General features: G+C 42.6%; 11 protein-coding genes. 8 read left to right on the top strand and 3 right to left on the bottom strand.

Annotation, left to right across the window (positions count from 1 at the left end):
• Window positions 1-166: 166 nt before the first annotated feature.
• Together IP510_RS07780 and IP510_RS07775 are read right to left on the bottom strand one after the other, a co-directional pair.
• Window positions 167-604: a DUF3429 domain-containing protein gene (locus IP510_RS07780; protein WP_194364221.1), complete on the bottom strand. Its 438-nt coding sequence runs from the start codon at window positions 602-604 to the stop codon at window positions 167-169.
• A gap of 69 nt (window positions 605-673) precedes the next feature.
• Window positions 674-2,056 (bottom strand): DASH family cryptochrome, encoded by a 1,383-nt coding sequence (locus tag IP510_RS07775; protein WP_194364220.1) that lies wholly within the window; start codon window positions 2,054-2,056, stop codon window positions 674-676.
• Between the two features lie 217 nt (window positions 2,057-2,273).
• On the opposite strand from IP510_RS07775, the gene IP510_RS07770 reads away from it, so the two are divergent.
• A complete protein-coding gene (locus tag IP510_RS07770) occupies window positions 2,274-2,522 on the top strand; it encodes a hypothetical protein (protein WP_010201084.1) in 249 nt (82 codons plus the stop codon).
• A 124-nt stretch (window positions 2,523-2,646) separates the two neighbouring features.
• Here IP510_RS07770 and IP510_RS07765 read toward each other — a convergent pair whose 3' ends face one another.
• Window positions 2,647-4,131 (bottom strand): aldehyde dehydrogenase family protein, encoded by a 1,485-nt coding sequence (locus tag IP510_RS07765; RefSeq protein ID WP_194364219.1) that lies wholly within the window; start codon window positions 4,129-4,131, stop codon window positions 2,647-2,649.
• Between the two features lie 352 nt (window positions 4,132-4,483).
• Here IP510_RS07765 and IP510_RS07760 point away from each other — a divergent pair, with 352 nt between their 5' ends.
• The 7 genes from IP510_RS07760 to IP510_RS07730 all read left to right on the top strand — a co-directional run bounded on the left by IP510_RS07760 (window position 4,484) and on the right by IP510_RS07730 (window position 12,936).
• Entirely contained in the window at window positions 4,484-5,083 is a 600-nt protein-coding gene (locus IP510_RS07760; RefSeq protein ID WP_194364218.1) for a TetR/AcrR family transcriptional regulator, read from the top strand.
• 313 nt (window positions 5,084-5,396) lie between these two features.
• Complete coding sequence (locus IP510_RS07755; RefSeq protein WP_194364217.1) at window positions 5,397-6,608, top strand: iron-containing alcohol dehydrogenase; 1,212 nt, start codon at window positions 5,397-5,399, stop codon at window positions 6,606-6,608.
• A 159-nt stretch (window positions 6,609-6,767) separates the two neighbouring features.
• On the top strand, window positions 6,768-7,817 hold the full coding sequence (locus tag IP510_RS07750) for an NADP-dependent oxidoreductase (protein ID WP_194364216.1): 1,050 nt from the start codon (window positions 6,768-6,770) through the stop codon (window positions 7,815-7,817).
• Between the two features lie 307 nt (window positions 7,818-8,124).
• Window positions 8,125-8,802, top strand: coding sequence for a type 1 glutamine amidotransferase domain-containing protein (locus IP510_RS07745; protein WP_194364215.1), 678 nt, complete (start codon window positions 8,125-8,127; stop codon window positions 8,800-8,802).
• A 44-nt stretch (window positions 8,803-8,846) separates the two neighbouring features.
• Window positions 8,847-9,476: a glutathione S-transferase family protein gene (locus IP510_RS07740; protein WP_194364214.1), complete on the top strand. Its 630-nt coding sequence runs from the start codon at window positions 8,847-8,849 to the stop codon at window positions 9,474-9,476.
• A 413-nt stretch (window positions 9,477-9,889) separates the two neighbouring features.
• The gene (locus tag IP510_RS07735) at window positions 9,890-11,578 is read left to right on the top strand and encodes an MFS transporter (protein ID WP_194364213.1); all 1,689 of its coding nucleotides are present in this window, start codon (window positions 9,890-9,892) and stop codon (window positions 11,576-11,578) included.
• 89 nt (window positions 11,579-11,667) lie between these two features.
• Window positions 11,668-12,936 (top strand): HlyD family secretion protein, encoded by a 1,269-nt coding sequence (locus tag IP510_RS07730; protein WP_194364212.1) that lies wholly within the window; start codon window positions 11,668-11,670, stop codon window positions 12,934-12,936.
• Window positions 12,937-13,040: the final 104 nt, after the last annotated feature.

Here is a 13,040-nt window from a genome sequence, read left to right as displayed (position 1 = left end):
ATTATAACATTCATTTTAAATGAACTTTATTAGTCTTTAGTCTAACTATCAAATACTTTACTCACCGAAGTGCGGCGCTTGCGGAAATCTCTAAAATCAATGTCCCAGTTATAAAAATAGAGAAATCAGGCTGGCTGTTCTTTAGCCATGACTTAGTCAATATCACTTACAACTGTAATGCCGCGATGACTAACGATACGACCACTATCGCCGTGACATACTGCCTTACTTTCAAGTAAGCATGACTGATAATCTGCGCTAGATGCAGACTATAATCAATAACCAACAGACTTATAAACCCAATCACTAATAGCCAAATAAAACTAATGGCTGATAAGATTAAAAAACCAAGCCAAAGGCCAAGCGCAATGACGTTGCTATATAGTGGAAGCCTAAAAGCCCACTTATTGTCATCAGATAAATCTAAATGATTACCCCAATGCGCACCTGCCATGAATGAGCCAATTACTAGACCATAAGCACTTAAGACATCGACTACTGAGCCAAGTATAGGCACGTTAACAACGTCTATTATCAGCAAAAATGCACAGGCGACAAACGGAATAGCACCTGCAAAAGTGAGATAAGGACTGGGCTTTTTCATTGTTTAAACCTATCTTATAATTAGTCTAATAATAGTTGTCACCTGTTGAGTGGAAGTTTTCAACATACATTAATCACTCTTTTGAGTGTTGCCTTGCCACTGACGGATAAATTCACCGTTTGGATCGTATTGCTGAGTTTGCTTGTCGAGATTAAACTGTCTGCATCCTCTTGGATCAGCACCCACGCCTGCCAGATACTGCCAATTACCCCAATTGCTACCAACATCGTAATCAATAAGATGTTGCTCAAAGTAAGCTGCCCCGTAACGCCAATCAAGCCCTAGCTCATGGATAAAGCAGCTAGCAACCAGTTGTCGCCCGCGATTCGACATATAGCCTGTCGTACTCAATTGATTCATGCAAGCGTTGACGATAGGATATGGGGTTGTACCTATTTTCCATTGCGCCAACAGCTGATTGTCCAATTGATTCGATGGCGTATGCTGTCCGATGCCTTTGAACCAAAATAACCTTGCCTGATGAGTGACAGCATACCAGTAGAAATACTCACGCCACAGCAGCTCAAACCATATCCAGTAGGTAGAATCATTTGCGATGATATCGCGCTCATAACGACGTAGACGATTTAATACTGTGTTTACAGATAGTGAGCCGTTTGCAAGCCAAGCGGAGAACTTCGTAGAATGTGTCCAGTCATCTAGCGCGTTTCGGGTTGTTTTATAAGTGCTAGGTGCATCGGAGTCAAAATAGGTATGTAAGTGATTCAGGCCATTTAACTCACCACCTCTAAAACTGGATAGCTGCTGTGATGGCTTATCATGCCCTGCCTCATTAGACAACTGAGATTCAAAAAAGTACTCGTTCCTACTCAGCATATGCTCAGGCAATGGAGCAAGTGATTCTGGCGTTGGATAAATTACTATATCTTTTTCTGCATGTAGCAAATCATAATCAGTTTCTATTTGTTTACGAAACTGCGTAAAGCTTTTGGGCAACTGCTCTAACGGCAACTCATCAAACAAAGTTGCCGTTGTTTGAATATGCCACTGTATCTCGGGATATTTCGCCTGTAGAAGGCCATATACTTTGTTTTGATTATAATCTGCCGTTTGACTGATGCAAATATCCATCACTTGTTGCTGCTCTATTAGATAACTCAACTGAGTAAAGACGTCCAATGCTTCATCGCCTTTCTGTAAATACAGCAATCTATTACCACGCTGTATCAATGACGTATTTAAATCAGCTAAGCTCTCATACAAAAACTGCTGACGAGCTTGCCCCATAGCCTCATAACGATAGGCATCGTAATGCTCTTTATCATTCAGTATATCTGTCAACGATGACGCATAAACCAATAGCAGCTTTCCATTAATGGATATCTTAGATGCTTTCAATAAAGTGGCATTGTCCGCCACTCTCAAGTCATTATGAAATAGTACCAATGTGACATTATTGTTCTCTGAGCTGTTCACTGCTTGATTTGACATACCCTATCCTTCTGGCTGTTTAGCGCTTATTTATTACTTTTAAACTTTAATCTCAAAATATCATATACGATGTAAAACATACTTAGGGCGTATTGAACATTCAACCATGATGCGAGCCTAATACTTGTAAGGCAATGCGCTCAGCCCCAGAAACCACTTATAAGCATTGACTCTCATGTGTCTGACTGCTTAAATGGCTTACCTCTAGGAGAACACCATGACTCAAAATAATACTACGACTGAAGAAAATAAATCAGATGAAAAGCGTAAACTTATCAATCGATTTTTGATGAGACTGACAAAAGAGCAGCCTCAAATGTATTACGCGACTACCTCTGAGATATCGCGGAGTATTCATACGATGATAAAAGAACACACAAATCGCTTGTCAGTAGAAGAACAAGCACTGGTAAGACGCATGACTATTGAAGAGATTGAAGGATTACTGGGCTTTCATGCCAGATGAGTAATTGACCAATTTCAAATACATTATGCTCAGTAAAATGCTGAACATCACACAAAAAAAGACCGCTATCAAAGCGGTCTTTTTTATTAGCTATCAGCTAGATGTAATAATTAGTTTAAGACAATTAGAATGGATATTCACGTGGCTCATTTTGCATTGAGATCCAATGTGTTCTAGTGAACTCTTCTAGTACCCATTCACCGTTGAAGCGGCCGATGCCTGAGTTTTTCTCCCCACCAAACGGCGTGTTGCTTTCATCGTTGACTGAGATGTCATTGATGTGAGTCATGCCAGCTCTGATACCGCGAGCGAAGCGCAGACCTTTTTGCATATCAGCAGTGAACACGGCACTAGACAGACCATACATAGAATCATTGGCGATCGATAGTGCATCGTCTTCGTCTTTGGCACGGATGATACCGACCAGTGGTCCAAACACTTCATTACGTGATAGGTCCATTTCGCGAGTCACTTCAGTAAAGATATGCGGTGGTACGACTTGGCCTTCAATCTCGCCACTTAATATCATTTTTGCGCCTTCTTCCTGCGCTTTAGCGATTTTTTCTTTGAGTGATTTGACTTGTTTTTCGTTGATGATTGGACCAACAGCGGTGTCTTGCTTATTAGGATCACCGACGTTCAATGTTTTGACGTGTGCTAAGAAACGCTCTACGAAATCATCATATATCTCGTCTTCTACAATGACTCTGTTAATCGCGATACAGATTTGACCTTGATGCAAAAATTTACCAAAGGCAGCTGCTTTTACTGCTTGTTCAATATCAGCATCTTTTAGTACAACAAATGGACTGTTACCGCCAAGCTCAAGCGCCACTTGTTTGATGTACTCACCACCATTGGCAAGCTCACCGATATGTTTGCCCACCGAGGTCGAACCTGTGAACGACACTAGACTTGGCGCTTTGTGTTCAACGATTGCATCGCCTATCTCACTACCTGAGCCGACTACTACGTTTAATAGACCTTTTGGTAGACCCGCTTCTTCAAACACTTTTGCTAGCAGTAGACCACCAGTCACTGGCGTATCGCTAGCAGGTTTTAGTACCACTGCGTTACCAAGTGCTAGGGCTGGTGCGATAGAGCGCTGGGTTAAATGTAGCGGAAAGTTCCATGGGCTAATGACTGCTACCACACCGATAGGCTCACGATAAATGAAGTTCTCTTTACCAGGAGTGTTCGATGGGCGAATCTCACCATGGACACGATTAGGGAACGTCGCTGCTTCAAGCGTAATCGCGCGTGTTGCACCAAACTCAACCATTGCTTTAATACGTGTACTGCCAGACTCTTTAATCAGCCAATCAACGATTTCTTCTTGGCGCTGATCCAGTATGTTGACCACTTTGTATAATACAGCAGCACGTGTTGCAGGCGTTTGCTTCGCCCACGCTTCTTGGGCTTGTGTTGCGGCATCATACGCTTCATTAAGCTGATCTTTGGTCGCTTGCTGAATCTCTACGAGCGTATCGCCATTGTAAGGATTGGTATTGGTATTAGTGCTATCATCTTTACCTTTTTGCCATTCGCCTGCGATGAACTGCAAGTGAAAATCATTGTAGGCACTGTTGTTACTATCGTTGGTTGACATAATCATCCTTATTTTGCTTTGTTGTTTGACGAATTTATTGTTAATAATCTAAATAGAGTGGTTAAAGCTATCTTGTCAGTAGTAGGTTTAAAGTCTTTATTAAGCTATGAGATAAAATAAATATCTAACCAGTGACTGATGAGAATAAAACCTACCTTGCTAGACGACTGGTCTAATGCTACCATAGCTATTAATAAAACAAGACTACTTTGTCAGTGAATATTGTTGATAAAACGTAACACATATAACTATATCCTATTACAATACGCCATCAACATGACGTTCAAGTGAACGCTAACTGTTTCGACTGACTACTTAATACACAGAACCATCAAGGGAGACAATCCTATTTATGTCTAATACAGACGCTACTACATCAGACACCAAAACGCACTTACTTGCGACTGGTTATCAATTAATAGCCCAAAAAGGCTTTACCGCTGTTGGGCTCAAGCAGATTCTAGATACCGCAGGTGTGCCCAAAGGCTCTTTTTACCATTATTTTTCTTCTAAAGAAGCTTTTGGTGAATCGATCATTAATCACTACTTTGGCTTATATAAGACGCGTTTAGATGTCATCGACGCACAAGACGTCAATGCTCAGCAAAAGCTATATGATTATTTTCAGAACTGGTACGACACTCAGCAGAACGGCTGTGACCATGAGAAATGCTTGGTTGTTAAGCTCAGTGCAGAGGTGGCGGATATGTCAGAGACCATGCGTAAAGCACTTGATGCAGGCTATCAGCAAACCACCATGTGGCTTGCTGAGCAGATTAAGGCAGGCTGGACAGACGGGTCTGTACCCCGTCTCGACAATATTTCAGCTGAGAGTATGGCCAAGCGCTGGTACTTTGCTTGGCTCGGTGCCAGTCTAATGGCTAAAATCAGTCAAACCAACACGCCTTTAGCAGAAATTTGGCATATGACGACCACCCAGATGGGACGTTAACTCTTTTTAAGCAAACTAGCCTCAAGCCAATTATTTCTAAGCAAGTGAATCTTCTTTAGGGCGTGTTGGCTAAGTTCTCAACCGCCGCGCTCTATCATAGCTTGCCATTTGACATCCGCATTTAAACCAGTCTTATCAGTGATAGCAAAAAAGGTTTTGTACGATAGTTTTGTAAAAATCACTAGACGACTGGTCTAATTGGTGTACAATGCGCATCAAGCTTTAGAGCAAATGCAAAATAAGCATTGCTTATCATCCTTTGTTCAACGTCAAAAAATTTGATAGAACCATTTTTATTAACATTAGGAATTTTATGAATAACTTTCAATATTACAACCCAGTCCGCATCGTTTTTGGTGAAGGTCAAATCGAACAACTATCAACACTAGTCCCTACTGAAGCTCGCGTTCTTATTACTTACGGTGGTGGTTCAGCACAACGCACTGGTACATTAGACGAAGTAAAAACAGCATTAGCGGCGAGCGGTAATCGTACTGTATTTGAGTTTGGCGGTATCGAAGCCAACCCAGAATTCACTACGCTACTTAAAGCCGCTGACATGGTGAATGAGCACAACATCGACTTTTTATTAGCTGTTGGCGGCGGCTCAGTGATTGACGGCAGTAAATTCGTTGCACTCGTCTCTTCATTAACTGAAGAAGACGGCACTGTCTCACGTGATAAGGCTTGGGATGCCCTAACTGGCTATTGCAAAAACATCGACTCTGCTGTGGACTTAGGTGCTGTATTGACCATTCCAGCAACAGGTTCTGAGATGAATTCAGGCGGCGTTATCAACTATAGCGAACGCCAAGCAAAACTACCGTTTGGTAACCCACTTGCTTTCCCTAAATTCTCAATTCTAGATCCAATCAAAACGCTAACACTGCCTGAACGTCAGGTTATGAATGGTGTTGCTGATGCATTCGTCCATGTGATGGAGCAGTATCTGACTTATCCCGTCAATGCGAAAGTTCAAGACGCCTTTGCTGAAAGCTTGCTTAAAATCCTTGTCGATGAAGGCCGAATTGTTAAGCAAGATCCAGAAAACCTAGAAACACGTAAAAACATTATGTGGACAGCGACCATGGCATTGAACGGTCTGATCGGTACTGGTGTACCACAAGATTGGACAACGCATATGGTTGGTCATGAGCTCACATCGCTACATGCTATTGACCATGCACGTACGCTAACCATCGTTTTACCATCAGTCATGCGCGAGCTAAAAGAAAGTAAAAAAGAAAAACTGCTTCAGTATGCTCGTAACGTCTGGAACCTTACCGACACTGATCAAGACGACGATGCCATCATCGAAACTGCCATTGTTCATACCGAAAACTTCTTCCGCGAGCTTGGCTTGCCAGTTAGCCTAGAAGACGTTGATTTGACTGAATCAGCCATTGATCCAATCATCAAACAGCTTGAAGTACACAACATGGTCAAACTGGGTGAACACGGTACAAACGATTTAGAAGTATCTCGTCGTATCTTGCAGCGTGCTGTGACCAGCAAAGCGTCTTAATAAGAACTGCGCAAAAACAACCTTAAGAAAAATCAAAACAGTAACAATAACTACATATCGTTATGCTATCTATAGTAGTTACTCAGCTGAGTGCCGAGTAGCTACTACATCTAATACTTCTATAATAATCACAATGAATAAATATAAAGGAGTCCTACCATGAGCTTCGACAAACAACAGAACCAACAAGTAAACCGTCAAATCAAACTTGCCAGCCGCCCTAACGGTGAACCAACCGCTGACAATTTTGATATGGCAACCAGCGACATCCCAACGCCAAATGCGAATGAGATGCTGCTGCGTACCGTATATCTGTCATTAGATCCATATATGCGTGGCCGTATGAGTGATGCCAAAAGTTACGCTGACCCATTAGCCATCGGTGACGTCATCATGGGCGGCACAGTCGCTCAAGTCGTCGATTCCAATATCGATGGATTTGCTGTCGGTGATTTGGTGGTATCAAATTCAGGCTGGCAGGACTATAGCGTCAGTGATGGCGAAGGTATCCTTAAGCTTGATAAAAATATGTCAAACCCGTCTTATGGTTTAGGCGTGTTAGGTATGCCAGGCTTTACTGGATATATGGGTTTAACCGATATCGGTAAACCGCAAAAAGGCGAAACCTTAGTTGTCGCAGCGGCCACTGGTCCTGTTGGCGCAACAGTCGGTCAAGTGGGTAATCAGTATGGTCTACGCACCATCGGTGTGGCAGGCGGTAAAGAAAAATGCGATTTCGCGGTCAATGAGCTTGGTTTTGATATCTGTATCGACCATAGAGCTGACGACTTCGCTGAGCAATTAAAAGCTGCGTGCCCAAATGGTATCGATATCTATTACGAAAGCGTTGGTGGTAAAGTATTAGACGCAGTCTTGCCATTATTAAATGACCATGCACGTATCCCAGTCTGTGGCTTAGTTTCGCAGTACAACGCAACTGACTTGCCTGATGGTAAAGATCGCCTAGGTATGTTGATGGGTCTTATCCTAAGCCAGCGTTTAACAGTCAGAGGCTTTATCATCTTTGAAGAGTATGGCGACCATTTCCCAGAGTTCTTAGCAACCATGAGCAAATGGGTAGAGTCAGGTGACGTCAAAACCAAAGAATATATCGCTGACGGTCTAGACAATGCACCAGATGCCTTTGTAGGTATGCTAAACGGTGATAACTTTGGTAAAACCGTGGTTAAAGTATCTGACGTTATATAATTCATCGTTATATAGCTCATCATTATGTAGCTTACGCTACTTAAATGACTTGTGTTAAATAACCCATGTTAAATCACGGATGTTAAGCCATTAGCGATAGATAATGACCGTTGTTAATAACCACTTAACAACACAACTTGCTAAGATCACTATTGAACATTACGTTCGGAGCAGGAATAATGTTAGCAGTCATCGGTTGCATGAATATGGATTAGCCTCTTAAATAGCATCTATATTTATGCAGATAAAGAAATGTGGCTGCTAATCACTTGCTTCACTCTTATATAAATAATAAACAAGGATAACTATGAATATTTTAATGGTACTAACTTCACACGATAAATTAGGCGATACTGGTAAAAAAACAGGCTTTTGGCTAGAAGAATTTGCTGCACCTTACTATGCTTTTCTTGATGCTGGCGTTAATGTAACCCTAGCCTCTCCAGCTGGCGGCCAGCCACCACTAGATCCTAGTAGTGATACTGAAGACACGCAAACTAAAGACACCACGCGCTTCAAAGAAGACAAAGACGCTCAAGAGCATTTGGCCAATACTAAAAAGCTTGCTGACGTGAAAGCTGAAGATTTTGATTCAGTATTTTATCCAGGTGGCCACGGTCCATTATGGGATTTAGCAGTAGATAAAAACTCTATCGAATTGATCGAGACTTTCGTCAAGCAAGACAAACCTGTTGCTTTTGTTTGTCACTCTCCTGCAGCGCTTAAAAATGTCAAAATCGATGGTGAATATTTGGTAAAAGGCAAAACTGTGACTGGTTTTACCAACTCAGAAGAAGATGCAGTTGGCCTAACAGACGTCGTACCGTTCTTGGTAGAAGACGCCCTTAAAGCCAATGGCGGTAACTATGAAAAAGCGGCTGACTGGGAATCGTTTGTGGTTGAAGATGGTTTATTGATTACAGGTCAAAACCCAGCATCATCAGAAGAAGCGGCTACGCGTTTAATCGCAAAGCTCAAAGGTTAAGACTCAACAGTTAACAAATCACACCACGCAATAAGGTCGATACCATGGTTCGCTTACATCATCTTAATCAATCACGCTCATTACGTACGCTATGGCTCTTAGAAGAGCTAGGTGTACCTTATGAGGTTGTCAGTCATCAACGCGATGCCAAGACTCATTTAGCACCAGACTCTTTAAAAGCGGTACATCCACTCGGTAAATCTCCGGTTATCGAGATGGATGGACAAATCTATGCTGAGTCAGGGGCCATTACTGAGTTATTGATTGAACGATTTGCGCCAGAGCGTCTGCGCCCTGCAACGGGTAGCTCAGACTACGGCCATTATCTAGAGTGGATTGATTTTGCCGAAAGCTCGCTCATGTTGCCATTAATGCTAGAGCTATTTACCAACAAAGCAGGCATCAATGATAATGCGTTTTTGAACGGGTATATCGAGACAGAAAAAACCAGATTGTTTAAATATCTGGATACCTCTGTTGAGGGTAAGTCTTTTATCGTAGGTGATACACTCAGTGGTGCTGATTTTATGCTGTCATTTGACTTGATCATTCTTGCTAAGCGTCAAAAGCTCGATGCTTATCCACATATTAAGCAATATGCGGATAAGTTGGCTAGCCTTGAAAGCTATCAGCGTGCGATGCAGTTAGAAGCAAAGTATGACGAATCAATTTAATATTAACTAGTACTATGTGTTAATTGAAATGCTATCTATTAACTGATCCATCAATTGTTTGATAGACAGAAACAGCTCTCTATAGAGCTGTTTTTTATGCGTGCTCTATTTTGCACTTGCACTAATAGCAACCAGATCGTATGAGTTCATATCATATGAGAGAATAAAAATCTAGCACAAGTAAACAATGAGTGAGTAAAATTACTGCACGTGGCCTATGATTTACGTGTGGATGACAATAGCACCATAAAAGTTATGATAAAATTGCTCCTGTATTTCTTGGGTTATCTCTCACATTCCATCAGTGAATCGACAGATTTTTAGCGCTATAGATATCAATTGCACTGACCTGACCTCTTATCTGAAATCTGTCCTATGTCACTTTATTTTCTTATACAGATTGTGGTACGCCCATGAGTAACGAATACCAGTTTAAGCCCCACGAACAACCAATGATGGTGGGCTCTCCAGCCAACCCTGACCATCCTGCACGCCGTAAAGTATTTTATTTGCTGATTGGCATTTTCGTTGGTCTCACAGCCAGCTTCCAAAATGGTCTACTTGTCGCAAATCTCACTCAAATTCAAGGCCAATTGGGATTAACGCCCGCCGAAGGGGGTTGGATATCTGTCAGCTACAATATGACCAATGCCTGTATCACCGTTCTACTGTACAAAATTCGCCAACAATTTGGCATGTCACTGTTTAGTAAAATTACCCTATTTTTTCTGTTAGCCGCCACGAGTCTACAGTGGCTGATCAGTAGTCACTTATTAGATACGCCCAACATTGGCATCGAGCCCTATTACCTAGAGATTGTCGCAAGGGGACTTAGCGGTATGGTGGCCAGTGGCATGACCATATTGGGCTTATTTTATTGCTTGCAAGGTATGCCAACCGTCAAACGTACTAGTGGCCTCATATTGGGCTTTGGCTTGGTGCAGTTCGGTATTCCACTGTCACGCATCATCTCGCCCTACCTCACCATCGACGGTCAGCTTGAAAACTTGTTTTTATTTCAATTTGGTTTGGCGCTGATTTGCTTTGGGCTGATTAATATCTTGGAGCTACCACCGGGTAATACCGAAAAAGTATTTGAGAAACTCGATTTTCTCAGCTTTGGGTTTTTTGCGAGCGGTCTGGCTGCATTAGCGGTCATTTTGGTGCAAGGTAGGATTTTATGGTGGACGACGCCTTGGCTGGTCTATCCACTGATGATTGCCATGGTTGGAATCAGCATCGCCTTATGGATCGAAACGCATCGCAAAAACCCAATGCTACAAGTTCGCTGGATGCGTAGTCGCAATATTATCGCTTTTATGATTACGGGCGCGGTCATGCGAATTTTGCTGTCTGAGCAAAATGTCGGTGCGGCAGGATTACTTGCCAACTTAGGCTATGGTAATGATCAGCTGGTTACTTTTTATGCGGTCATATTGGCTGCCAGTGTGTTGGCTTTGGTGATTAGTATTTTTAGCACCAATCCGATGGATTTACGTCGACCCGTTATTTTTGCCGTGGCATTGATTGCATTAGGCTCTTGGATGGATGTGGGGGTGTCTATCAATTCTGCGCCCTATATGTTTTATCTCAGCCAATTTTTGATTGCATTTGCCGCGGTATATTTTATGGGGCCGCTGGTTTTTGAAGGATTTTTGCGTGCGATTGCCAGTGGTCCTGCCTATATTATTAGTTTTTCCGTTATTTTTGGTATTTCACAAACCGTGGGCGGCTTGGCAGGTGCAGCGGCAATTCAGGCATTTACAACCATTCGTACGCAAGTGCATTATGCCGATATGGTCAGCTCAATGAATTTGGGGGATCCTGCATTCAGCGCTCAAATTGCCGGTACTCGTAGTGTATTGTCAAACCAAACGACGGACGCAGCGCAAGCGAATGTAGCTGCAATGAGCCAAGTATTACAAGGTATTCAGCGCCAGGCAACGGTCTCCGCTTATGGTGATTTGTTTTTTATCATGGCCATTCTATCAACTGTGGCTACTGCTATGTTATTACTCAATTATTTTTACTATCGTTATCACAAACGCAATCCTCTGGCCAAAGAGCTTGCTGTTATTGCAAAAATGCGTGAACCAAAATAACGCCTTTTATTGCATGAGTGATTTTTCACTTTATTGATTTATCGCCACACCATTTAAGTATTTGCTAATTAAACATTTAGGAGCGCGTCATGAGCCAAGAGAAACCCAGTGAACTGAATCAAACACCTCAGACGTCAACTGATGCTCCCATAACAGACGCACGTATTGCGTCAAATACCGATACCAATCAGGCCGAAAATCCTACAATAGAGCAAACGGATACCTCTGAGACAAATCCAGCTACTGACATACAAAAAGGCTCACGTGATGAGACGCCTATGCCACCAAAAGAACCTATCGCAGCGGCTACTGGCTGGTCCCCAAAGAAAAAATCCTATCTGAATTTAGGATTATTGGTTGTCATGATTGTCATTGGTGTGGCATTGATTTTGTATGCATGGAAGCTCCCACCGTTTACCCCAACGGTACAGCAAACCAATAACGCCTTTGTCAAAGGCCAGACGACCATTATCAGCCCACAAGTCTCTGGCTATGTCACCGAGGTAGCAGTACAAGATTTTGCCAATGTCAAAGCCGGTGATCTATTGATAAAAATAGACGATCGAACCTTTCAGCAGCAGCTCGAACAAGCACAAGCCAATACTGAAGTGGCTGTCACCAACCGCTCTAGTAATGATCAAGACACGCAATCTAGTCAAGCACAAATTGAAGCACGCAAGGCTGACCTATATAGTGCCAAAATCAATGTAGAGAGTGCTCGTGAAGATGTAAACCGCTATCAAGGCTTAGATGCTATCGGCGCTGTATCAAAAGCAGAAGTGGCTCACATCAAGGCACAACTTGCTCAAGCACAGGCAGGTGTGCAACAAGCAGAAGCCAACCTACAAGCTGCTCAAGAGAATCGTGAAAAAACCAGTGGTAGTCGCTCATCCCTAGATGCGAATATCAAAAATGCTGAAGCAGGGGTTAAGCAGGCGCAAATCAATCTGGACAATACCATCATCACAGCACCTGAATCAGGGCAGTTGAGCCAAGTCAGCGTCAAAGAAGGTCAGTATGTTAGTGCAGGCACACAGCTCATGTATATCGTGCCAAAAGGCATCTGGATTATTGCGAACTTTAAGGAAACCCAAATAGCCAGTATGGCCGTCGGCGAGCCCGCTACTATCCATGTAGATGCGCTTGGCGGTGCCAAATTTACTGGTCGCGTCAGTAATATCTCACCAGCGACTGGCAGTGAGTTTAGTGCAGGGGCAGCCAACCCTGCGACAGGTAACTACATAAAAATTGCTCAACGCATCCCTGTACGCATCGATTTAGATCAAAACCAGCCTGAACTGGCACGCTTACGCCCTGGTATGTCAGTCTCAGTGGATGTCGATACCGAAGTTAAATAGAAAGTTAAATAAAAAACAGTGTCAAATAATGCAAATGACTGACATAAAAAAAGCCACTCTACAAACCAGAAAAACTGGATGTAGAGTGGCTTTTTTATACTTTC

This window comes from Psychrobacter sp. NG254, assembly GCF_015277735.1.
Classification (GTDB): domain Bacteria; phylum Pseudomonadota; class Gammaproteobacteria; order Pseudomonadales; family Moraxellaceae; genus Psychrobacter.
The sequence above is the reverse complement of the archived record's forward strand: the minus strand, read 5'-3'. Positions and strand labels throughout refer to the sequence as shown.

Excerpts from the sequence above, each read along its gene's own strand:
- IP510_RS07730 (WP_194364212.1), top strand. The coding sequence starts at position 11,668 with ATGAGCCAAGAGAAACCCAGTGAACTGAATCAAACACCTCAGACGTCA.
- IP510_RS07780 (WP_194364221.1), bottom strand. The coding sequence starts at position 604 with ATGAAAAAGCCCAGTCCTTATCTCACTTTTGCAGGTGCTATTCCGTTT.
- IP510_RS07755 (WP_194364217.1), top strand. The coding sequence starts at position 5,397 with ATGAATAACTTTCAATATTACAACCCAGTCCGCATCGTTTTTGGTGAA.
- IP510_RS07765 (WP_194364219.1), bottom strand. The coding sequence starts at position 4,131 with ATGTCAACCAACGATAGTAACAACAGTGCCTACAATGATTTTCACTTG.
- IP510_RS07735 (WP_194364213.1), top strand. The coding sequence starts at position 9,890 with ATGAGTAACGAATACCAGTTTAAGCCCCACGAACAACCAATGATGGTG.
- IP510_RS07775 (WP_194364220.1), bottom strand. The coding sequence starts at position 2,056 with ATGTCAAATCAAGCAGTGAACAGCTCAGAGAACAATAATGTCACATTG.
- IP510_RS07760 (WP_194364218.1), top strand. The coding sequence starts at position 4,484 with ATGTCTAATACAGACGCTACTACATCAGACACCAAAACGCACTTACTT.
- IP510_RS07745 (WP_194364215.1), top strand. The coding sequence starts at position 8,125 with ATGAATATTTTAATGGTACTAACTTCACACGATAAATTAGGCGATACT.
- IP510_RS07750 (WP_194364216.1), top strand. The coding sequence starts at position 6,768 with ATGAGCTTCGACAAACAACAGAACCAACAAGTAAACCGTCAAATCAAA.
- IP510_RS07740 (WP_194364214.1), top strand. The coding sequence starts at position 8,847 with ATGGTTCGCTTACATCATCTTAATCAATCACGCTCATTACGTACGCTA.
- IP510_RS07770 (WP_010201084.1), top strand. The coding sequence starts at position 2,274 with ATGACTCAAAATAATACTACGACTGAAGAAAATAAATCAGATGAAAAG.